The organism is Streptomyces rimosus, assembly GCF_008704655.1.
GTDB classification, from domain to species: domain Bacteria; phylum Actinomycetota; class Actinomycetes; order Streptomycetales; family Streptomycetaceae; genus Streptomyces; species Streptomyces rimosus.
The window spans coordinates 8,410,690-8,432,294 of sequence record NZ_CP023688.1; the positions used below are offsets into that span (position 1 = coordinate 8,410,690).

Here is a 21,605-nt window from a genome sequence, read left to right on the forward strand (position 1 = left end):
CGGTGGCGAGGGGCCCAGGCCGGTGCTGCGTCCGGAGCCCTGCCTCAGCCGACCGCTTGGCGGGAGCGGCCGCGATCAGCGCTGTTCGGGCGAGCCGGACGACGGCATAGATTCGTTGAGCGGTACGACGTTGAAGTATTCCTCGATGCGGTCGATGAGGCCGCCGTCGAACCGGAAGTACATCGCCGCGTGTACGTCACTGCGGGACCCGTCGGTCATGGTCAGGTGGAGTACTTGCTGCTGGAGCACTTCGTCGCCGTCCTGGAACTGCCGCACGATGTCGTACCGAAGTGTGTCGACGTCTGCGGCCAGCTTCTTCAGCAGTTCCATGTTCTCGTCGATCGGCTGGTCACCGCTTCCGTCGTTGTGCCACACGGTGGCGGTGTCGGTGCACAGGGATCGCATCGTGGCGTAGTCCCGTACCTCCCACTGCCGGAGGTAGTGCACCGCTGCTGCGCGAAGGTCCTGGTCGGGTGTCATTGTTTCTTCCTTTCGGGGTGTGCCGGTTGCGGCGGGTGTCAGACGGCGGGACCGGTTGTGGTGCCGGGGGCCGCTTCTTCTTCGAAGACGGGGGCGCGCTCTCCCGCTTCGACGCGTAGAGGGAGGTGGTTCTCCCGGGGCGGCAGGGGGCAGGGGAAGGCCGCCGAGAACACGTGGTGGGGAATCAAGGCCCGGTTGAAGTCGATACGGGCCGTATCCGTGGTGTGCCGGGGCCGGGGCAGGATCAGCCACCGGCCCATGCCGGGCGTGTCCGTGCCGCTGGTGTCGTCGGTGAACGTGATCAGCAGGGTGTCGCTGCCCACATCGAACGCCCGGAGCGTGTGCCGCTCGCCTTGCAGATCGAAGACGAAGTCACCAGGGGCCGGGAGGGTGTCCCGCATGCTGGGGCTGGTCAGCCGGGTCACCTCCAGGAGGCGTCCGGCGTCCGCCGGGCGGTACTCCGCCTTGACGGCCCAGGCCGGGTCCCACGGCCACGCCTCGATTTCGCGCAGGCCGACGAGGGTGGGCGCAGCCGGATCCCACACGGCCAGGGCATGGGCTCCCCGCAGTTCCTCGATGGTGCCGCGCCGCCCGCCGGGGAAGGACAGGCGGCTGGCGCTGGTCAGTTCCACCGTGCCGTCCACGGCGTGGCCATCGACGGATACGTCCTCCGCCCGGGCCGCGGTCAGCGTCAGGCTTCCCGAGAAGCCGGTGGACGTCCACCGTCCCGGAACCTCGGGGACTTCCTGCCCCGGTTCCGTGATCGGCCGATGGGCGATCAGGCTCGCTTTCCCTTCCGGGCCCGCAATCTCCTCCCATCGGCTCTGGCGCCACTTGTCGTACCCGGTCAACGCGCCGTCGCTACCGAAGCAATCGCTGGACACTGTGTTCTCCTCTGTAGGCGGCGGTCACCCGCGACCGCCGTCAGGACTTACCGCCGGCCGGGAACCCCGACCGGTTCGACGGCCGGTCGATGGTCGCCGCATGCCGTCATGTGGCGCGTCTCCGCGCACGCCCGACCGTCGCGGTCCGACCGGTCGTGTCGATGGTTCGGATGGTTCGCTCGCCCCGGGAACATAAGCAAAGCTGCTTGCTGTTACGGCAAATGCGGGAAGGGCGCCGTGCTGGTGATCGCGCTCTGACATCACCCTGGAGAACACGATCTCCGGGGGCCGCGCGATGTGCTGAACTGGCCCGGGAACTTGCGGCGGCGTCGACGCGGTCGCCGCCATGTCGCCGGACGCGACACCGCCATCGCGGAGGCCCCGGCCCTGGAGATGCTGGTCACCCTCGACATGCCGGGCAAGGTCGCCGACTTCCTCCGCGCCACCGAGCTGGAGGCCGCCGAGCTCGCAGCGCTCGCTCAGGGGGTAGTCGTGCGGCGCGGTCAGGGCTATACCCTGCGCGTCACCGCAGTCCCGACCGTGCGCTGCCGGCTCCTCGCCCTCTGCCAACCGCTCGACGGCGGCCAGGGCGTGCCCACGGTCCCGGCCCAGGGCAAGGCCCGCCGCGAGTACGAGAACCGGATCAGCACCCTCGTGCCGACCGAATCGTGCTCGTTCTCACCGGGGCCCCCGTACGTCAACTACTCACACCCGGAGGAGAACCCGCGCCAGCTCGGCCGCGACCACCTGGACGTGGTGAACCTGCGCATCGTCGGCATCGATTCCATCGCCGAACGCTTCGGCGCACTCGCCGAACTGCGCGCGGCCGGCCTCATCCGCCACCTGGGCCTGTCCAACGTCCGCCCCCACCACCTCGCCGAGGCCCGGACCATCGCACCGGTGGTCTGCGTACAGAACATGTACGGGATGGGCGCATCGCCCGAGCAGAAGAAGTTCCTGCGCAACTGCGGTGAGCAGCGCATCGCGTTCGTGCCGTTCTGCTCGATCGCCGGCCCCGGACGCGAAGGGGGCGCGACCGCCGACGACAGCCGGGAGGTGCGCGCCATCGCCCGCCCCCCACGGAGTCAGCGCGGCCCAGGTACGGCTGGCGTGGGCCCTGCACCAGGGGCCCCACGTCCTGGTCATCCCCGGTACCGGCGGCCTCGACCATCTCGCCCAGAACGTGGCCGCCGGTGCTCTGCCCTTGTCCGCGGACGAACTCGCTGTCCTGGACGCACTCCACCACGAGAACGCCTGAGCGAGACCCCGCGGGATGCCGATCCCCTTCTGCTGATCGGCGGGTGCGCACGTTACGCCGTGCGCACCTGGTGGGGCCGGTTCGCCGAGGTGGCCGGCCCTGGCCGGCCGCCTGCGACGTCCACCGGCCGAGGGCCCTCGGCCGGTGCGCGGCCACCACCGGCAGCACGCCGACGTTTCGGCGTCCCCCGAAAGAACCGGCGTCTACCGTCCAGCCATGAGTCCGCACACCTACGCCACCCACCTGCACTGGAACGGTTCCACCGCCGCCGGCATCCGCTCCTACTCCCGTGACCACGTCGCCACCGCACCACCCGCGGACGCGGAGGTGGCACTGAGCGCGGACCCGGCGTTCCGGGGCGACGCCGGGCGGCTCAATCCCGAACAACTCGTCGTCATGGCCGCCTCGTCGTGTCAGATGCTGTCGTTCCTCGGTGCCGCCGCCCGCGCCGGTATCGATGTGCTGTCGTACGACGACGAAGCGACCAGCCACCTCGACCTGACGGACGCTCCCGCACGCCTCGGAACGATCAGCCTGGCGGTCACCGTCACGGTGGCTGCCGGAACCGACGCGGCCAAGGTCCAGGAAGTGGCTGAACGGGCTCACCGCGCGTGCTACATCGCCAACTCGTTGTCGGTTCCTGTCGAAGTGACCACCACGGTGGTGGGCGAGTGATCCGCCGACCGTGGCGCTGAGCCGGCCACAGCCTCACCCGGACCGAGGCGCACGCCTGGTGTGCCGACTTCGCCGGCTGGGTGTGGTGGAAGAACGGTGACGGCGGCAAGATGCACAAGCTCGACGACCTGGCGTCCAGCTTCACCAAGTGCGCCCCGAGGCACTCCAAACCGAAGGCCGGCGACGCGATCCGCTACAACCAGCACACCGCGACCGTCGCGGACGACCACGTGGCGAACGTGGTACGGATCTCCGGCTCGAAGATCACCGTGGTGGGCGGCAACCAGGGCACCCCGGGCAGCGTGAGCACCCGCACCTGAGCTCCTACAAGGTCGGCAGCTGGGCCAACAGCGCCCAGAAGATCAGCGATTACGTCACTTCGGCGGCCGACTGACCGGGCGCAGGTGACCCGCCGCGTTCCCGGAGTGGCGGGCCACCGGCCTCGGCGCGTCCGGCGTCGTCATGACCTGTGGGGGGCTTTCGCGGGTGCGCCCGCGGGTCCCTCGTATGCGGTGCCGAGTGCTTTGAGCTCGGTGCCGTTCGGGCCGGTCCTGTAATGGGTCACCGTGCCGGGTTTTTTGTTTTCGCCGAGCAGATCCGCCCACGTCGCATAGGCGCCGATCGATTGGTTCACGCAGAGGCCGATCACGAGGAAGATCGCCAGCTGGGTTGCGAGCAAGAGGCCGACGCGGCCGAGGACCGAGCGCCAGGAGCGCTTGGACAGGCGCGGCCACAGCCAGACGGTGAGAACGAAAAGTGCTGCCGCGGACAGTACGGCCAGGAGCAGCACTTTTTTGCTGGTGAGCTCCATGCGGTGCTTTCTTTTGGGCGGTCGGGTCCACGCGGTGGAGAAGCGGATGATGTCTGGCCGGGTAGATGACGGGAGGCGGCGGGATGGTTGCGTGGCATGCGTCACTTTGGCTGCGCGGCCTTGTCGCACCTTCGCGCGACGACTGGAAAGGCGCTCTCGGAAATGTCCTCTAACATGGCTGTGCCAACTGCCGATGGGCAATTGCGGGAGGGCAAGGTGCGGAGGACGAGAGCACGGTGAGGATTCGGCCGTGGGTCCCGGTATCGAGGTTGCCGGCGACGGCGCTGTACGTCATGGTGCTCGCCGCCACCGCCGCCTGGCTGGCCGCCCAGTCGCCCCACAAGCAGGAGCGCTTCATCCGTCACAACAGCAGCAATGTGCACCACCTCGAAGGCGGTGAGTGGTGGACGCTGCTGACCAGTAGCCTGGTGGTCGACGGGGTTCCCGTGCTGCTCGGTATCGGCGCGGTGGCCGCGGCGCTCGGACGCGCCGAGTGGCGCTGGGGCAGTGCGCGCGGTCTGGGTGTCTTCTTCTTCGGGCATGTGGCGGCGACCTTGCTCACGCAGGGCGTCGTGTGGCTGATGCGGCTCGCGCACATGCCGGGCGCCCTGGCCCGTATGAAGGACGTCGGCATCAGCTACGGCCTGGTGGCCACCGTCGCGTGCCTGCTGGCCCTGGGCGGCGAGCGCGCCCGGCGCTACGGCTTGCCGGCCCTGGCCGTGATCCTGGCCGTCGCGTGGACGGTCAACCAGGAACTGGCCGATGCGGGGCACCTGGTGGCACTGGGGCTCGGCGTCCTGGCCTCGCGTACCCGCTGGCTCCGGGACGGGCCTGCCGGGCGAAGCAGCAGCCGCCCGGCTGATTCCGGGGCGTGTAACGCCTTCGTGGAACAGTCGAGAAGCGGCTGATACATGCCCTCCGGGCGGTCGCAACACCGAGCTGTCCGACTGGTCGGCAGGGGGCGGCCCCCGGCGCCGTCCCATCCCTCGGCCAGGGGTCGTCTCATTCCCCGGGGACGGAAAGCGAGACCTGCCTTCTGTATGGCCGGCGTAAGAATTCCTCACCTTCCCATGAGCGGCCATAGCGAACGTTTCTAAGAACGGTTCTTATTCTTTGCCCGCTCTTGGATGCGTCTCGTGGTATGCCGCCGCTGGTCTCGTGGTCGCGCCACTCCGGCGGAATCGGACCACATTTTGCAGAATGTTGGTGCGGAACTGTAAACGCCGCCTCGGCGTGAACTCTCTATACGGTCGGATGCCCACAGGGGCATTCGACCGTCTGCACGCTGAACCAAAGGCTCTCGATGTTCCTGCCCCCTTCCCTGTTCACCCGCCCTCCCGCGGATACGAAACCGCCGGAAGCCGGTGCGCCCCGCCGGTCCGGTGCGGCGGTCTTCCGGGGCGCCCCGGCCCACCCGCCGCGGACCCTGCTCGATGTGCTGGACGCCTCCGTGTCCGCTCACCCCGAGGCGCCCGCCCTCGACACCGGGGGAGAGGTGCTCGACTACCGCGCCCTGTCGGCGGAGGTCGGCCGACGTGCCCATGTCCTCATGACGCATGGCATCGGGCCCGGTGACCGGGTCGGAGTGCGGGTCGCCTCCGGCACGGCGGAGCTGTATCTGTCCATCCTGGCCGTGCTGCGCAGCGGTGCCGCCTATGTGCCGGTCGACGCCGACGACCCGGACGAACGGGCGGCTTCGGTCTTCCGCGAGGCGGGAGTGTGCGCGGTGCTCGACGGCGCGGCCGAACCACGGCTCACGGCGGCCGACGGGGATGCCAACGCTTCCCCGAAACCCACCGCTTCCCCGCCCGATGGCACCACCGCGCCCCCCACCGCGTCCCCGGAAGACGACGCCTGGATCATCTTCACCTCCGGCTCGACCGGCGCGCCCAAAGGCGTCGCCGTCACCCACCGTGCCGCCGCGGCGTTCGTGGACGCCGAGGCGGAGCTGTTTCTGCGGGACGGCGGCCGGCCGCTGGGGCCCGGCGACCGGGTGCTGGCCGGACTGTCCGTGGCCTTCGACGCCTCCTGCGAGGAGATGTGGCTGGCCTGGCGGAACGGCGCGTGCCTGGTGCCCGCGCCGCGTTCGCTGGTGAAGGCGGGCCATGAGCTGGGGCCGTGGCTGGTCGAGCGCGGCATCACGGTGGTCTCCACGGTGCCGACGCTGGCCGCGCTGTGGCCGGACGAGGCCCTGGCGGCCGTACGGCTGCTGATCGTGGGCGGCGAAGCCTGCCCCGCCGGGCTCGTGGAGCGCTTCGCCACCCCGGGCCGCGAGATGTGGAACACCTACGGGCCGACCGAGACCACCGTCGTGGCCTGTGCCGAGCGCATGCTTCCCGGAGCGCCGGTACGGATCGGACTCCCGCTGGACGGCTGGGACCTGGCGGTCGTCGACGGCGGCGGAGCGCCGGTACCGTACGGCGCCCAGGGCGAGCTGGTCATCGCCGGCGCGGGCCTGGCCCGCTATCTCGACCGTGCCAAGGACGCCGAGCGTTTCGGCCCCTGCCCGGCGCTCGACGCGCGGCGTGCCTACCGTACGGGAGACGTGGTACGGGCCGAACCCGAAGGGCTGGTCTACGTCGGACGCGTCGACGACCAGGTCAAGGTGGGCGGCCGGCGGATCGAACTGGGGGAGATCGACGCGGCGTTGGCCGGGCTGGACGGAGTCCGCGGGGCCGCCGCCGCGGTGCGGACCACCCCGTCCGGCGGGCGGATCCTGGTCGGTTACGTGGTGACGGAGGACCGGCCCGGTACGGATACGGGCTTCAGCCCCGAGTCGGCGCGCAAGGTCCTGGCGGACCGGCTCCCCGCCGCGCTGGTGCCCGTACTGGCCGAGGTCGCCGAGCTGCCCACCCGTACCTCCGGAAAGGTGGACCGCGACGCGCTGCCCTGGCCACTGCCCGTGGCGGCCTCCGGAGGCCCGGACGCGGAGAAGGAGAGCAGGGGAGCCGCGGAGGATGACGCACCGCGCGATGCTCTCCGTGGCACCGCCGCTCGCCTCGCCGACGCATGGCAAGAGCTGCTGGGCGTACGGCCCGACGCGGACAGCGACTTCTTCGCTCTGGGCGGCAGCAGCCTGAGCGCCGCCCAACTGGCCTCTCGGCTGCGCACCGACTACCCCGGCATCTCGGTGGCCGACCTCTACCGGCGACCGGTGCTACGGGAAATGGCCGCACACCTGGAGACACTGGCACCCGCCGGTACGGAGGCCACCGGCAACGGAAGAACCCACGACAGTGCAGCCGAAGCGATAGGCCCCGGCAAGGGGCTCGACAAACGACAAACAGATCGTCGAGAGACGGGCCCGGGACGTACGGGCCCCGGCCGTGCAGGCGTCGTGCCGCGCCGTACCGGCGCCTTCCAGATCGTCGTCCAGACCCTTCTGTACGGCCTGACCGGGCTGCGCGTCGCGGTCGGGCTGGCCGCCGCCGACAACGTACTCGGGCTGCTGGCCCCGCAGACCTGGGCGCCGCACACCTCCTGGTGGGTGGTCTTCACCGGCTGGCTGGTGCTGCTGAGCGCCCCGTCCCGGTTCGTCATCGGCGCGCTGGCCGCCCGTGTGCTCACCCGCTCCATCACCCCGGGCACGTACCCCCGGGGCGGACGGGTCCATCTGCGGCTGTGGACCGCCGAGCGGACAGTGGCGGCGTTCGGGGTGCCCGCGCTGCTGGGCACGCCGTGGGCGCGGCTGTACGCACGGGCCCTGGGCTGCCGCGTGGGCGCCGATGTGGCGCTGCACGCCATGCCCCCGGTGACGGGGCTGGCCGAGCTGGGCGAGCGCGCGAGCGTGGAGCCGGAAGCCGATGTGTCCGGCTGGTGGCTGGACCAGGACGTGCTTCGCGTCGGTGCCGTTTCCGTGGGGGCGGGTGCCCGGGTGGGGCACCGCTCGACGCTGATGCCCGGCGCCGTGCTGGGCCCCGGCGCCGAACTGGCGCCCGGCGGCTGCCTGGACGGCATCGCACCCGCCGGGGAAGCCTGGGCCGGCTCGCCCGCCCGGCCCGCCGAGGAGGAGGACGCGCGTACGGCGGGCAGCGACTGGCCCGCTTCCCGCCCGCCCCGCTCCCGGCGCTGGGCCGCCGCTTACGCACTGACCTTGGGCGTACTGCCCGTACTGCCGCTGCTGGCCGCACTGCCCGCGCTCGCCGGCGTCTACGTGCTGGTGCGCGACTGCGCGACGCTCTCCGACGCGGCACTGCGCCTGTTCGCCGCGGCCCCCGCGATCGCCGTCGTCACCACGGTGTGCTGGATTCTGCTGGTCGCCGCCGTGGTCCGGCTGCTGGGGCGCGGCATCCGGCCGGGTACGTATCCGGTACGCGGCCCGGTGGCCTGGCGTGCCTGGCTGGTCACCCGGCTGCTGAACGGCACCAGGAGCAGCCTCTTCCCGCTGTACGCGAGCCTGGCCACCCCGATGTGGCTGCGGCTGCTCGGCGCCCGGGTCGGCCGGCGCGCCGAGATCTCCACCGTGCTGCCGCTGCCGTCCCTGCTCACCGTCGCGGACGGTGCCTTCCTCGCCGACGACACCCTGGTGGCACCGTACGAACTGCGCGGCGGCTGGCTGCGTCTGGGCACCGCACGTGTCGGACGGCGGGCGTTCGTCGGCAACTCCGGGATCGTCGGCCCCGGCCGGGAGGTCCCGGACCAGGCGCTGATCGGCGTGCTGTCGGATGCGCCCGCGCACAGCAAGCCCGGTTCGTCGTGGCTGGGGCGCCCCGCGCTACCGCTGCCGCGGATTCCCACGTCCGCCGACCCGGGCCGCACCTTCGAGCCGCCGCGCCGGCTGGTGCTGGCGCGGGCGGCCGTCGAGCTGTGCCGGGTGCTGCCGCTGATGTGCTCGGTGATGCTGGCCGAAGCGGTACTGATCGGTGAGCAGTACGCCTTGAGCGACGGCGGGTTCGGGTGGGCGGCACTGCTGGGCGGGGCGCTGCTGCTGCCCTGCGCCCTGCTGGCCGCGCTGCTGGCGACTGCCTCCAAGTGGCTGCTGGTCGGACGGTTCCGGCCGGGCGAGCATCCGCTGTGGTCGTCTTTCGTGTGGCGCAACGAGCTGTACGACACGTTCGTGGAATCACTGGCCGTACCGTGGATGGCCGGCGCCTTCACCGGCACGCCCGTGCTGAACTGGTGGCTGCGCAGCCTGGGAGCCCGTATCGGGCGCGGCGTGTGGTGCGACACGTACTGGCTGCCGGAAACCGATCTGGTCACCCTCGGGGACGGCGTCAGCGTCAACCGTGGCTGTGTGCTGCAGACGCATCTGTTCCACGACCGGATCATGCGGCTGGACGCCGTACACCTCGCGGCGGGCGCCTCACTGGGCCCGCACGGGATCGCGCTGCCGGGCAGTACGGTCGGCGAGCAGGCCGCCGTCGGGCCGGCGTCCCTGGTGATGCGCGGCGAGAGCGTTCCGGCCGGCACCCGGTGGGCGGGCAACCCGATCGCCGGTGAACGCCACGGCGCGGTGCTGCCGCCGCGTGACGGGACACCGGAGGCTCTGCCGTCGGGTAGCGGGAGGGCCCTCGTGGCGCGCCGCGCCTCCTGACCTGATCCGGGACGGCGGTGGGGCTTGCGAGTTCAGGGACTGCTTCACGTGTCTGTGATGTTGTTGCGCGACGACCGAGAGGTGGCTGATACATGCTCTCGGGGTGGCTGCAACACAGTGCTGCCTAAGGTGCCGGGGACCGGCGTCTCCAGTTGCCCCGGCCACGTCCGAGGCCCCGGACCGTACCTCTCACGAAGGGAGCCGTCATGGCCCCGCAGGCCACACCGCCCGCCCGACGGCCCAAGCGCCCGGTGCTGCGCATCGCCCTCGCCGTCGTGGCAACGGGTGCCGCCATCGCCCTCCTGGTCGGCGCGGCAGCCGTCGCGCTCGAGGACGAGAACACCGATGAGCTGTAGCCGGTGCGGCGCCCGGGTCATCCAGAGCCGCGACGGCAGCTGGGCGTGCATCTGCGGCGCTTCGGGATGACCGGCGGCAGCCGTCTTGCAGCGCGAAGCCGGGGCCCGTAAGCCCCGGCTTCACGCTGTGGAGAACTCCAGCCCCGGCTACCGCGGAACAGCCGGTGAAACGCCCGGGGCGGCCGTCGCGGGCCGGTCGTCGATGCCGGGCTGGTCGAAGGTCTCCGGGACCGGCAGCGTCGCCCAGCGGTTGAGGGGCCACGCCACGACGACGGCACGGCCGACGACATCCCCGACCGGTACGAAACCGTGGGTCTTCGGGTCGTCCATGTGCCAGCGGGAGTCGGAGGACATCTGGCGGTGGTCGCCCATCACCCAGAGCTTGCCCGCCGGCACCTTGAACGGCCCGAACGGCTTGTCGTCGCAGGCGCTGTTGCCGGGGAAGATGTCCGGCTCGTGCAGCGCCTTGCCGTTGACCTTGACCGGCCCGCCCCGCCGGCACTCGACGGTGTCACCGCCGATCGCGATGACACGCTTGATCAGGTCCTTCTCGTCGGCCGACGGCATCAGGCCGATGAAGCCGAGGACTTTTTGGACCGCGTTGGGCTCCGGGGCGGGCTCGCCCTCCAGCCAGTTGCCCGGATCGCGGAAGACGACGACCTCGCCGCGCCCCGGCTCGGCGCCGAACCAGGGCGTGAGCTTGTCGACCAGAACCCGGTCCCCGCGCTGGAGGGTGTTCTGCATCGAGTCGGAGGGGATGGAGAACGCCTGGACCAGGAAGGTCTTGATCAGGAGCGCCAGTACGAGGGCCATGACGACGAGCAGCGGCAGTTCCTTCCAGAAGGAGCGCTGCTTTCCCTTGGATTTCCCGCCCTCGCCGCCCGCATCCTGGTGCGGGACCCACCGTCCTGCTCTCCGGTCCGAGCGCTCACGTGACCTCCGGTCGTCCTCGCATACGTCCCAAGAGGGTCAACACTATGCGATGGCCAACCGGTGGCCTACCACGAGAATGACGGCCCGCACCGTAAGAAAGTGACGATTGCACCGTAAGAAAAAATGTATGGACAGAACGGTTCGGTGCGGCCTAATGTCCCTGCGTGGTCCACAGAATCGAACCTCCACCGGAGCCCCCGGTAACCCTCAGTGACCCGAGCGCGCTGCTGACGGGTTATCTCGACTTCTACCGGGACGCCGTACTGCGCAAACTCGAGGGAATGTCCGAAGCGGAGCTGCGAAACAGCCGGCTGCCTTCCGGCTGGGCGCCGCTCGGCCTGCTCAAACACCTGGCCTACGTGGAACTGCGCTGGCTGCGGTGGGGGTTCTCGGGCGAACCCGTCGAAGAGCCCTGGGGCGACGTCAAGGTCCGCCACGAACCGTGGCACGTCGAGCCGACCGAGACGTTCGACGACATCAGGACGTTCTTCCTGGAGCAGTGCGCCCGCTCCCGTCTCATCGTCGCCGGGGCGCGGCTGGAGGACAGCGCCGCCACGCTCGGTGGCCATGTTCCGGCCGATGAAGACCGCCCGACGCTGATGTGGATTCTCTTTCATCTCCTCCAGGAGTACGCCCGGCACGCCGGACATCTGGACGTCGCACGCGAACTCGCCGACGGCACCATCGGCGAATAGCCGCCGGGCGGAATTCTGTGCACCGGCCGGGGCCTGCGGCACCCGCAATCACGGAGAAGTCCCACAGTGCCGCAGCCCCTCAAGCCGCCCAGCGCTTCCGTTGGCGGCGGCTGCGCAGTTTCCGGCGCTCCTCCTCGTCCGTACCACCCCAGATCCCGTAGTTCTGGCCGGTCTCCAGTGCCCATTCGAGGCACTCGGCGGTCACCGGGCATTGTCGGCATACCGCCTTGGCGTCCGCTTGTTGTTGGGCGGCGGGGCCCGTTACTCCCACGGGGAAGAAGAGTTCCGGGTCCTCGTCCAGGCACGCCGCTTGTTCCCACCACTCCATGTCTGCTTTCCCTCGCCGAGTCGCCAGGAGATTGTTGTCGGATTCCGCAGGCTCCGCGGCGGCGCGCACCGGGCCGGATCCGCGCGGTGGGGCGGCACACCGGCCGGCCCGGCGCCAAAGGGGCGGCGGGCTCTGGTGGTCGGCCGGTGCGGCGCCCTGGTGAACGGGACCGCACGTGGAGCCTGGGTGTCCCGGGTTCCCTGGCGGGCGGGATTCAACCGCGTGATGCGGAAGGGAATGCGCACACGGCCAGGGCGCGTTCGTGGAGGCTGCCGAGGACCAGGTGGCCGTCGTGCTCGTGGACGCTGGTGACCATGCGGTAGTCGGGACTGCGGCGGCGCAGGTCGTGGACGATGCGGCCGGAGGCGTCGAGCGCCAGGACGCCGGTGAGCGGGCCCGGCTTCGGGCGGACGTGCCGGGCCACGCTTCCCACGGCCTGGCGCAGGGCCGGTTTGCCGCGATGCAGCCGCTCCAGACTCGTGGAGCGCGGTGCGGCCAGCGCCACCCAGAACAGGCCGCCGGACCCGCGCGACATGTTGTCGGGGTAGCCGGGGAGATCGCCGGCGAGTACGTCGCGCTGTCCTGCCCGCGGTCCGGTGAGCCAGAGCCTGGTCAGCCGGCGCGAACCGGTCTCCGCCACGGTCACGAAGGACTCGTCCGGCGCCAGCGCGACGCCGTTGGCGAACTGGAGCCCGTCCAGGACGACTTCCGGCCTGCCGCCGGGGCGCAGCCGGACCAGCTGTCCCGTGCCGGAATGCTCCAGGATGTCGCCGAGCCAGTCCTCCAGCGGGTAGCGGCGGCTGGAGACGCTGAAGTAGACCGTGCCGTCGGCAGCCGCCGTGGCGTTGCTGCAGAAGCGCAGCGGGGCACCATCGACGGTGTCGGCGAGCGTGCGGACCGTACCGTCGGACGGATCGACGCGCAGCAGGCCCCGGCGCGCGTCGCACACCAGGACACCGCCGTCGGGCAGCGGTTCCAGCCCGAGCGGCCGGCCGCCCGTGCGGGCGATCACCTCGGCCCGCGGCACACCGGCCACCGTGCCCTGCGGTTCCTTCGGGAAGAGGTCCAGCCGCAGCACCCTCCCGTCCTCCACCCCGGTCAGCACCCGCCCGACCGCGTCCACCACCACGTCCTCCGGGCCTCTCCCGTCCAGCGGCACCGCCCGCAGCGGCGGCATGGGAAGGGGAATCCGGTTCGTCTGCTGTGTGTTGGCCATGCCCCCCTGACTACCCGGGTGCGACGGCCCGTACCAGGGGGCGGGCGGTCAGGGGGCGGTCCGGTCCACGTCTTGCCGCGGGGCCGGGGGTTCGGTGGCGGCGGGCGGGAGTTCGTACGTGCGGCGGCCCGATACGGCCCACCAGGCGGTGGCCAGGGACAGGACGAGGAGCAGGGCCACCGGCGCGTAGTTGAAGGTGGCGAGGGAAATGGGCGCGGACTGCGGCAGGCAGAAGAGGACGGTCACGAAGGCCACCCAGACGACGGCCACCCAGCCGACCGGGACGCCCCAGCGGCCCAGGTTCCAGGGGCCGGGGCGGAAGCTGTGGCGGTGACGCAGGCGCAGATAGATGGGGATGGCGTAGGCCGGGGTGATGCCGATGACGTTGATGGAGGTCACGGCCGCGTACGCCGCCGAGGAGTAGAGGGAGGGCAGGGCGAGGACGAGGGCGACGGCGACGGACAGGAGGACGGCGCGGGTCGGGGTGCCCGTACGCGGCGACACGTGGCGCCACCAGGCGGAGCCGGGCAGCGCGCCGTCGCGGGAGAACGCGAACACCATGCGCGAGGTGGCCGCCACCTCCGCGTTGCCGCAGAACAGCTGCGCGACGATCACCACCAGCAGTAGCGCCTTCGCCCCGCTGACGCCCAGCGCGTCCAGGAAGATCTGCGCGGGCGGCACCCCGGTCGGCGTGTTCCGTACGCCCGCGTAGTCCTGGATGGCGAAGGTGAGCCCGGCCAGCAGGACGAAACCGGCGACCCAGGACCAGCGGATGGCGCGGACGATGCCGCAGGCCGCGTTCACCTGGGCCCCGGTGGTCTCCTCGCTCAGGTGCGCCGAGGCGTCGTACCCGCTGAAGGTGTACTGCGCCAGCAGCAGGCCGATCAGCGCCACGTACAGCGTGCTGTGCCAGCCGGTTTCGTTGACGAACGTGGTGAACACGAAGGAGACCGGCTGGTGGCGGGACGGCACCAGCCACAGCACGCCCACGATCAGGGCGACTCCGGCCAGATGCCACCACACCGAGACCGAGTTCAGGATGCCGACCAGGCGTACCCCGAAGAGGTTGAGGGCCGCGTGCAGGGCGAGGACGCAGACGTAGATGACCATGAGGGAGCCGGGGGTGGGCTCGAAGCCCCACTGGAGGCCGGCGAACGCGCCCGCGAACAGGGCGCATCCGTAGTCGATGCCGGCGATCGCGCCGAGCAGGCCGAGGAGGTTGAGCCAGCCGGTGTACCAGCCCCAGCGCTTGCCGCCGAGCCGGTCGGCCATGAAGTACAGTGCGCCGGAGGTGGGGTAGGCGCTGGTGACCTCGGCCAGGCCGGCGCCGACGAACATCACCATGATGCCGACACCGATCCAGCCCCACATCATGACCGCCGGTCCGCCCGTGGCCAGCCCGAATCCGTACAGCGTCAGGCAGCCGGACAGGACGGAGATCACGGAGAAGGAGCTGGCGAAGTTCGCGAAGGGGCCCATCCGCCGTTTCAGCACCGGGGTGTAGCCCAGTGTGCGCAGGACGTCGTGATCGTCCGGGGCGGGGGAGCCGGACGGTGTCCGGCCGTCCCGGCGGAGTTGCCTTGTACGCGTCACGGAAGCTGCCTCCATTACGGGATGGACGGGCCGTTGGCGCAAGGAAAGGGCCAGGGAGGCGTGTGTGTCGAGGATCTTCCGGCCGGATGTCCGGATATCTGGCCGGTCCTCGTAGGTGGCCGGTCCTTGTCCGGTGGCGTCGGCACGTACGCCCGCCCCCGTTGCGTCGCTACGGGGGCGTAGCGACGCAACGGGGGTGGAACGAGAAGGCCGGGCAGTGGTGCTTACGCGATCAGCAGTCGCAGCAGCCCCCATCACAGCAGCAGTCACAGCCGTCGCAGCAGCAGGAGTCCGGGCAGCAGTCGCAACTGTCGCAGCACTCCTGGCACCAGCCTTCGCGCTTCTTGCGCGACCACGCTCCTTCGTACTCCGAAGCGCAGCAGACCTGGCACGTGCAGCACAGACCGACGGCGACCACGCAGCCGGCCAGCAGGCCCCGGGGCTTCTTCGGCGGCTGGGGAGTGAAGTTCGGCATCCCGCCGCCCCCGAAACCGCCGCCCTGGCCCCCGGAGCCCCCGGACCCGCCAGAGCCCCCGGAACCGCCCGGCCCGCCGCCGTAGCCCGCACCCGAGCCGCCCCCGGGCGGCACCGGCCCGCCCGTCGCGTACGGATTCTGCGGGCCGTTGAGGTGCTGCGGACCGTGGGCGTACGGGGCACCGGCCGGCGCCTGCCCGTAGCCGGGCGTGGGCTGACCGGGCTGGACCGGCCCGTACCCGTTGCCGTACGGGTTCCCGGCCTGACCCTCGTACGGCCCCGCCCCGTGCCCCTGATGCGCGCAGGTCCCCGTACCGAAGGCCCGGTCCACCGACCGCCGCAGCTCGTGCACCAGCAGGACGTGGACCAGCTTGGAGTCCGCGAACTCCACGTCGCGCAGCGCCAGGCGGATGCCGTGCAGCGCGTCGTCGCACAGCCGGCGGGCCTGCGCGAGGGAGGCGCCGGTGGCGGTGATCGGGTTCCAGGCGCCCTCGGCGGCGTCCGTTGTACGGTCCTCCACCGCGTCCAGCAGGTGGGCCAGCCGCCCGAAGAGCCGGCCCGCCTCGGCCAGCGGCGCGGCGTTGCCGGGCCGTCCGGCGAGCGCGGCGGTGTGCGCGAAGGCCGCCGCGGTCGCCGTCTCGGTCGGCTCGGTGATGACCGTCAACGGCGTGCCGGGGCCCGCCAGTTCCTCGATGCCCACCTGCCGGTCGACCGCGTCGACGAGGACGGACGTGTCGAAGCCGAGCGTGGCGCCGGTGCGCGCACCGGCCCGGTCCCAGCCGGCCGCGACCTTGCGCGCGGCGGCGGCCACCGGGCGGCGGCGCAGCAGCCCGTTCCGGTCGGCGACATGGTCACGGATCTTCGCCGAGGCGAGCACGAGCGAGACCGAGGCGGCCAGCCGGGCGCCCTCGCCCTTGGCCACCGAGGCGGTGCGCATGCCGCGCAGCGGGCAGGGCCCGGCGGTCCGGCGCCGTTCCGCCACCCGGCCGGTCTGGGCGTCGGTCAGGACGGACACGATCAGCCCGTCGTAATTGGTGACCACCCGGGCGAACTGCCCGTGATCAGCGCGCAGGGCGAGGCACAACCCGCACAGGTGGGCCATCCACTCCGCCTTGAGCCCCTGGGAGAGGCGGTGGGTACAGGGCCGGACGATTCCGAACACGTGAAAGAGACCCCCGTAAGACTTCGGTGACGATCGGTTGTGGCTGGAAATCGTATTACCCGGCGTGGCGGGGGCCGGTGGGGGTGGCCGGTGCGGCCCGGTCGGCGCAGGGGGCCGCCGGGTCGGACGGCGGGCGTGCCGGGGCGTGCCGGACGGGGCAAGCAGCAGGCACGACGACCGAAGCCGGAGGAGCAGCCATGAAGGATGCCGCGACGGCGACGACCGGGCCGGACCCCGCCCGGGCCCGCCCGCCCGCATGCGCCGTCCGGGGCGCCCGTACCCGTACCGCACCCGCCGCACGCCCGGAGGGACGATGAAGAGCCGCCGCGTCAGGCCCCGCGCCGGGCTGCCGGTGTCCGAGAGCGAACGGGTGCTGTTCGGCGGCGCCCTGCGCTACGACCTGTCGTTCACGCGGCACGAGATGCCGCTGCTGCGGATGGGGCTGTGGGCGATGGCCCGGCAGTTCCCCGCCATGATGGGCACCGTGGCCAGGGCCGCCTGGCGCGAGGACCGCTCCGCGCTGTTGGCGCTGCTCGGTGCCGAGGGGGGCCAGGGCGTGCTGCGCGCCTTCACGCTGGTGGCCACCAACCAGGTGCTCGTCGCGCTGTTCGCGGCCGGGCCCACGCCCGCGCGGCTGCGCCAGGCGCTGCCCGCCCTGGCGGCCGTGGCCGTCGTCGCGGTGCTCTCGTCGCTGCTGTCGGCGGTGTCCACGGCGGCGTCCGGACAGCTGGAACCGAAGATCGAGCGCGTCTGCACGGCCCGCTTCTACCAGGGTGTGATCCGCGTCGAACTCGCCGCGCTGGAGGACCAGAAGGTGCACCGGGCCCTGGACGCCGGCCGGTTCGGCACCGACTCGATCCGGATGATGCTCGGCTCCTCCATCCTCGTCCTCAACGCGCTGATCGGCCTGATCGCCGCCGCCGGGGTGCTGTTCCTGCTGCACCCGCTGCTGGTCCTGATGCTTTTCCTGGTCGCCGCGCCGAAGGGGTGGAGCGCCGTGCTCTCGGCGCGCCGCCAGTACGATTCGCGGCACACCTGGATCGAGCACCGCCGCGCCATCTCCGTCATCACCCAGAAGCTCACCGACCAGGCGTGCGCCGCCGAGATCCGGGTGCACGGCGCCGGGCGCCTGCTGGTGGACGCGTACGCGGACATGTCCCGCACGATGGAGCGCGAGCAGCAGCGGCTCGCCCGCGCCGAGGCCGCCACCCAGACCGTCGCCTCGGCGGGCTCGGGCCTGGCGGCGCTGGGCGCCTACGGCGTGCTGTGGCTCCTGCTGATCGGCGGCGGCATGCCGCTGGCCGTGGCGGGCACCGCCGTGATCGCCGTGCGGACCTCCAGCGCCGGCCTGCTCGCGCTGGTCATGCAGTTCAACCGGCTCTACGAGGAGGCCATGTACCTCAAGGACTGGGAGGATGCCTGCACCCTCGCCGAGCGGCACGCCATCCCCGAGGGCGGGGACGCGCTGTCCGGGCCGCTGGAGGAGGTCCGCCTGGAGAAGGTCTCCTTCACCTACCCCGGCGCCGCCTCGGCCGCCCTGGACAAGGTGGACCTGACCATCCCGCGCGGCACGGTCGTGGCGCTGGTCGGCGCCAACGGCTCGGGCAAGTCCACGCTGGCCAAGCTCGTCGCCGGCCTGTACCTGCCCGGCGACGGGCGGCTGCTGTGGAACGGCACCGACACCCGCGACGCCGACCGCGAGGCCGTCTTCGGTCAAGTGGCGCTGCTGGCCCAGGACTTCCCGCACTGGCCGATGACGGCCCGCGCCAACGTCCACATCGGCCGCAGCGACCAGCGGCTCGACCAGTGGCGCGTCGAGCGGGCCGCGGACGGCGCGGACGCCACGGACATGATCACCGCGCTGCCGCACGGCTGGGACAGCCTGGTCGTCAAGGGCTTCGAACGCGGCACCCAGCTCTCCGGCGGGCAGTGGCAGCGCCTCGGCGGCGCCCGCGCCCGCTACCGCGAAGCGGCGCTCCTGGTCGTGGACGAGCCGACGTCCGCACTTGATCCCCGGGCCGAGATCGAGACGTTCCGGGCCCTGCGCGCCCTCACCGGCGGGGGCACCACCGTCCTGCTGATCACCCACCGGCTCGCGGCCACCGCGAGCGCCGACCTCATCTACGTCCTCGACGCCGGCCGCCTCATCGAGCAGGGCACCCACACCGAGCTGATGGCCCTCGCCGGCGGCCACTACCGGTCCCTCTACGAGATTCAGGCGGCCCAGTACGCGACCGTCGTACCGGACGGCTCCGGGAGGCGCGACGCCGCCGATGGCGAAGGGCACCCGAAGACCGCGGATTAGCGGATCGGCGGTCGCGCGGCAGCGGAACCGCGGGGCCCCGGACCACCCGGTCCGGAACCCCGCGATCGCGTCCGTGCGCAGCCGCGGCTAATCCGTCAGTGACTTCGCGAAAAGGCCGTACAGTTTCTTGTACGCGTCTTCCTGCGTCGGAATGAGCACCAGGACGCGAAGGGTCAGATGTCCCTTCGCCGGGACGATGTGCACGCCCTCCGGAGGCGAACCGAGGACGACATTTCCGTCCGAGCCGTCACTGATGATGAGCCCCCAGAAGCTCGCCTCGAATTCCGGGGCCAGCACCGAACCGTCCGGGAGCTGGCCGAATCCGACGTTCCAGTGCTTCACATCGGTCTCTCCGGCGTACAGGGTGACGTCGTAGGAGTGGATGTACTTGTGGGTCTGCCAGTCCTGCCAGGAAGAGTTGAAAGTGAACTCGACCTTCAGATTCTTGTTGGCCGCCGTGAAATCGACGGTGTCCGGCTCCGATTCCTGGCTGCCGCTGACGGCGGTCGCCGTCACGCTGTGCTTTCCGGGCGGCCAGCCGCCCTCGCGGCCGAAGCTCCAGAGGTTGGTGGTCACCCTGACGCTGCCGAGCGGACTGCCGCCCTCGGTGAGCCGCACCGTGTCGGCGTTGAACGCGACGCCGTCGACGGTGGCGCCGCTGTCCACCTCGGCGCCCTCCTGCGGGGACCTGATGTCCACCACGGGCGTCGGCAGGGTGACGTAGAAACGTAAGGGCGCCTTGCCCGACTGCACGTCGTCGCGCACGGCGATGGCGGAGAGGTCGTGCTGGCCGAGCGGCCAGTCGGTGTCCGGGGTGTACTCCCACACGCTGTCCTTGACCGGGCAGGTGCCCAGCGGCTTCGCGCCCTCGTACAGCAGCACCTGCTGGACGTCGGGGGCCGCCTTGCCCTGGACGGCCTGCCGGCGGTCCTGGGTCTGGGCGCTGGGCCGGGGAGCGGTGAACACCGGCAGCGGCACCGGCTTGTTGAAGGCGAGCGCGGACTGGGCCTGGTCGTTCCAGGTGCCGGTGGAACTGCCGGACAGCGGGATCCGCGTCAGGTCGGTGACCGAGGAGTTGGCGGACACCGGCAGCTGCGAGCCGCCCTGGTTGGTCCGCGTGAAAAGGATGTTGTCCCGGTCGGTGTTGTTGACGACGCTGCTCACCCCGTCGTCGCTCTGGTCGAATCCGTAGTCGCTGAAGTTGTTGGCTGTGCCGTTGACCGGGATGACGAGGATTTTGGTGCGCGGCCCTCCCACGTTGTAGTTGATATCGGCGAACAGGGAGAAGGCGTTCGCGGGGGCGGCGTCCTTCCCCCGGCCGGTGATGACGTACGGTTCGTCGGCGGACTTGCCATTACCGTTGGCGGTCACTCGCGTCCCCATCTCGTCGCTGTTTCGGTGCACGCAAGGCTGCCCGCGGCATGTGATGCCGTCAATTGCGGAAGGGGTGTTCGACGGTGTTCAGGCCATACGCGGCGCTGGCTGAATTACAGGGGTGTACGGCCGGGAAACGCCGTCGGGATAACGGCGAACTCATTCTCGGCAACCTCGTGTTCGAGCGTGCCGCCACGCAGTCTCCGGGGCGTCGTACGGCCCGCCTCGCTTCCCGCCGGACCGGCTCCCGCGATTCATCCGCGTACCGCGGGGCACTCGCAGCCCCATGACGCGCGGGGGAGCGTCGGCCCGCACGGGATTTCCGACCAGGAGGTCACAGTGAGAACAGCGAGCACACGTCCGCGTCTCTTAGCGGTGGCGGCAGCCGGGACGCTGTCCCTGGCCGCCGTCGCCGGCTGCGGTGGCGCGGACGACAAGGCATCGGGCAAGTCCTCGGACCAGCAGTCCGGGTCCCCGGCCGCGCCGGGCGGGGCGGCGGACGGCCCGCAGGCGGTACGGGCCGCGCACCAGAAGACGACGAGCGCCGGGACCGCCAAGATGACGCTGGTCACCAAGGCGCAGAGCGGCGGGAAGAACGCCGAGGTCCGCGGGTCGGGCGTGGTGGACCTGGCCAAGGGCAGCAGTGAGATGGTGCTGCTGACCGGCAACCAGCAGATACACCAGCGGACGGTGGAGGGCATCCTCTACCAGCAGCCGCCCGCCGCGCAGCGCGAGCAGCTGCCGCAGGGCAAGTCGTGGCTGAAGGTGGATGTGAAGAAGCTGCTGCGGCAGACCGGCAGCAGCTCGCAGTACGAGGACCCGACCTCCTCCTTCGGCTACATGAAGGGCATCAGCGACAAGGACGTCAAGAAGGTCGGCACCGAGACCGTCGACGGCACGGCCACCACCCACTACAAGGTGTCCGTCGACGTGACGCAGCTGGCCAAGGACAACGCGCAGCAGGCGAAGCAGCTCCGGGCCCAGCTCGGCGACCGGCTGCCGCTCGACGTGTGGCTCGACGGGCAGGGCCGGGTCCGCCAGGAGAAGGTCGAGGTCAGGCCCAGGACCGGCCAGCAGGGCAACAGCGGCGCACGGGCCGCCGTCACCACCACGCTGAAGTTCAGCGACTTCGGTACGGACGTGAAGGTCACCGCGCCGCCCGCGAAGGACACCGTGGACATCACGGACAAGGCCGCCAAAGCGGCACAACAGGCGCAGCAAGGGCAGCAGGGTGCAACGCAGTCCTGAGGGGTGAGGGGCTGACGCGGGAGTCCGCCGAGGGCGCCGGATGATGATCCGGTGCCCTCGGCTTCTGTGTGTCCGGCTGTGCGATTGGTTGCGCGTCCGGCTGTGCAGCCGACGCCCCGAAAGTGAGCCGCATCACAGGCGGCCACGGATGCCGTCGCGGGGTGAGGTCGTCCGGCCCGTGGTGCGGGTGGCAGACTGAGGCGGGTGGGAAACGCGGTGTCCGGCGGCGCCGGCGGGGCCGCCGACCGGCAGGACCGGGCGGCGGCGACGTACGGGGCAG

General features: G+C 71.4%; 15 protein-coding genes and 3 pseudogenes. 9 read left to right on the forward strand and 9 right to left on the reverse strand.

Annotation, left to right across the window (positions count from 1 at the left end; all coding sequences use genetic code 11):
• Nucleotides 1-75 precede the first annotated feature (75 nt).
• Together CP984_RS36890 and CP984_RS36895 are read right to left on the reverse strand one after the other, a co-directional pair.
• Nucleotides 76-480 carry a nuclear transport factor 2 family protein gene (locus CP984_RS36890; protein WP_003982906.1) on the reverse strand — a complete coding sequence of 135 codons (405 nt, stop codon included), beginning with the start codon at nt 478-480 and terminating at the stop codon, nt 76-78.
• A 38-nt stretch (nt 481-518) separates the two neighbouring features.
• Nucleotides 519-1,364, reverse strand: coding sequence for a DUF1684 domain-containing protein (locus CP984_RS36895; protein WP_003982905.1), 846 nt, complete (start codon nt 1,362-1,364; stop codon nt 519-521).
• Between the two features lie 714 nt (nt 1,365-2,078).
• On the opposite strand from CP984_RS36895, the pseudogene CP984_RS36900 reads away from it, so the two are divergent.
• The 3 genes and pseudogenes from CP984_RS36900 to CP984_RS36910 all read left to right on the forward strand — a co-directional run.
• Nucleotides 2,079-2,622, forward strand: a pseudogene (locus CP984_RS36900) (aldo/keto reductase); the annotation flags it as partial.
• Nucleotides 2,623-2,838: 216 nt separating this feature from the next.
• Nucleotides 2,839-3,297 carry an OsmC family protein gene (locus CP984_RS36905; RefSeq protein WP_003982903.1) on the forward strand — a complete coding sequence of 153 codons (459 nt, stop codon included), beginning with the start codon at nt 2,839-2,841 and terminating at the stop codon, nt 3,295-3,297.
• Between the two features lie 59 nt (nt 3,298-3,356).
• Nucleotides 3,357-3,617 (forward strand): annotated as a pseudogene (locus tag CP984_RS36910) (CHAP domain-containing protein); the annotation flags it as partial.
• Between the two features lie 140 nt (nt 3,618-3,757).
• Here CP984_RS36910 and CP984_RS36915 read toward each other — a convergent pair.
• The gene (locus tag CP984_RS36915; RefSeq protein WP_003982901.1) at nt 3,758-4,108 is read right to left on the reverse strand and encodes a hypothetical protein; all 351 of its coding nucleotides are present in this window, start codon (nt 4,106-4,108) and stop codon (nt 3,758-3,760) included.
• A gap of 269 nt (nt 4,109-4,377) precedes the next feature.
• On the opposite strand from CP984_RS36915, the gene CP984_RS36920 reads away from it, so the two are divergent.
• The 3 genes from CP984_RS36920 to CP984_RS41640 all read left to right on the forward strand — a co-directional run bounded on the left by CP984_RS36920 (nt 4,378) and on the right by CP984_RS41640 (nt 9,997).
• On the forward strand, nt 4,378-5,016 hold the full coding sequence (locus CP984_RS36920; protein ID WP_003982900.1) for a rhomboid-like protein: 639 nt from the start codon (nt 4,378-4,380) through the stop codon (nt 5,014-5,016).
• A gap of 395 nt (nt 5,017-5,411) precedes the next feature.
• The gene (locus CP984_RS36925) at nt 5,412-9,641 is read left to right on the forward strand and encodes a Pls/PosA family non-ribosomal peptide synthetase (RefSeq protein ID WP_003982899.1); all 4,230 of its coding nucleotides are present in this window, start codon (nt 5,412-5,414) and stop codon (nt 9,639-9,641) included.
• Nucleotides 9,642-9,847: 206 nt separating this feature from the next.
• Nucleotides 9,848-9,997 carry a hypothetical protein gene (locus CP984_RS41640; protein WP_156100329.1) on the forward strand — a complete coding sequence of 50 codons (150 nt, stop codon included), beginning with the start codon at nt 9,848-9,850 and terminating at the stop codon, nt 9,995-9,997.
• Between the two features lie 147 nt (nt 9,998-10,144).
• Here the strand turns inward: CP984_RS41640 and lepB are convergent.
• Nucleotides 10,145-10,879 (reverse strand): annotated as a pseudogene (gene lepB / locus CP984_RS36930) (signal peptidase I); the annotation flags it as partial.
• Between the two features lie 215 nt (nt 10,880-11,094).
• On the opposite strand from lepB, the gene CP984_RS36935 reads away from it, so the two are divergent.
• Nucleotides 11,095-11,625 carry a DinB family protein gene (locus tag CP984_RS36935; RefSeq protein ID WP_003982897.1) on the forward strand — a complete coding sequence of 177 codons (531 nt, stop codon included), beginning with the start codon at nt 11,095-11,097 and terminating at the stop codon, nt 11,623-11,625.
• Between the two features lie 79 nt (nt 11,626-11,704).
• On the opposite strand, the gene CP984_RS36940 is transcribed toward CP984_RS36935, so the two are convergent.
• The 4 genes from CP984_RS36940 to CP984_RS36955 form a co-directional block, all read right to left on the reverse strand.
• A complete protein-coding gene (locus tag CP984_RS36940; protein WP_003982896.1) occupies nt 11,705-11,953 on the reverse strand; it encodes a WhiB family transcriptional regulator in 249 nt (82 codons plus the stop codon).
• Between the two features lie 214 nt (nt 11,954-12,167).
• Entirely contained in the window at nt 12,168-13,169 is a 1,002-nt protein-coding gene (locus CP984_RS36945; protein WP_032921056.1) for an SMP-30/gluconolactonase/LRE family protein, read from the reverse strand.
• A 48-nt stretch (nt 13,170-13,217) separates the two neighbouring features.
• Nucleotides 13,218-14,687 carry an amino acid permease gene (locus CP984_RS36950; protein WP_202480042.1) on the reverse strand — a complete coding sequence of 490 codons (1,470 nt, stop codon included), beginning with the start codon at nt 14,685-14,687 and terminating at the stop codon, nt 13,218-13,220.
• 307 nt (nt 14,688-14,994) lie between these two features.
• Nucleotides 14,995-16,398 (reverse strand): DUF5685 family protein, encoded by a 1,404-nt coding sequence (locus tag CP984_RS36955; protein ID WP_003982893.1) that lies wholly within the window; start codon nt 16,396-16,398, stop codon nt 14,995-14,997.
• 313 nt (nt 16,399-16,711) lie between these two features.
• Here CP984_RS36955 and CP984_RS36960 point away from each other — a divergent pair, with 313 nt between their 5' ends.
• Nucleotides 16,712-18,703 carry an ABC transporter ATP-binding protein gene (locus CP984_RS36960; protein WP_003982892.1) on the forward strand — a complete coding sequence of 664 codons (1,992 nt, stop codon included), beginning with the start codon at nt 16,712-16,714 and terminating at the stop codon, nt 18,701-18,703.
• 87 nt (nt 18,704-18,790) lie between these two features.
• Here CP984_RS36960 and CP984_RS36965 read toward each other — a convergent pair whose 3' ends face one another.
• Nucleotides 18,791-20,074, reverse strand: coding sequence for a hypothetical protein (locus CP984_RS36965; RefSeq protein ID WP_003982891.1), 1,284 nt, complete (start codon nt 20,072-20,074; stop codon nt 18,791-18,793).
• A gap of 378 nt (nt 20,075-20,452) precedes the next feature.
• Between CP984_RS36965 and CP984_RS36970 the strand changes: the two genes are divergently transcribed.
• Nucleotides 20,453-21,325: a LolA-like protein gene (locus tag CP984_RS36970; protein WP_003982890.1), complete on the forward strand. Its 873-nt coding sequence runs from the start codon at nt 20,453-20,455 to the stop codon at nt 21,323-21,325.
• Nucleotides 21,326-21,605: the final 280 nt, after the last annotated feature.

Coding starts and splice junctions, on each gene's coding strand:
- CP984_RS36890 (WP_003982906.1), bottom strand. CDS start 480: ATGACACCCGACCAGGACCTTCGCGCAGCAGCGGTGCACTACCTCCGG.
- CP984_RS36905 (WP_003982903.1), top strand. CDS start 2,839: ATGAGTCCGCACACCTACGCCACCCACCTGCACTGGAACGGTTCCACC.
- CP984_RS36915 (WP_003982901.1), bottom strand. CDS start 4,108: ATGGAGCTCACCAGCAAAAAAGTGCTGCTCCTGGCCGTACTGTCCGCG.
- CP984_RS36925 (WP_003982899.1), top strand. CDS start 5,412: ATGTTCCTGCCCCCTTCCCTGTTCACCCGCCCTCCCGCGGATACGAAA.
- CP984_RS41640 (WP_156100329.1), top strand. CDS start 9,848: ATGGCCCCGCAGGCCACACCGCCCGCCCGACGGCCCAAGCGCCCGGTG.
- CP984_RS36940 (WP_003982896.1), bottom strand. CDS start 11,953: ATGGAGTGGTGGGAACAAGCGGCGTGCCTGGACGAGGACCCGGAACTC.
- CP984_RS36945 (WP_032921056.1), bottom strand. CDS start 13,169: ATGGCCAACACACAGCAGACGAACCGGATTCCCCTTCCCATGCCGCCG.
- CP984_RS36960 (WP_003982892.1), top strand. CDS start 16,712: ATGAAGAGCCGCCGCGTCAGGCCCCGCGCCGGGCTGCCGGTGTCCGAG.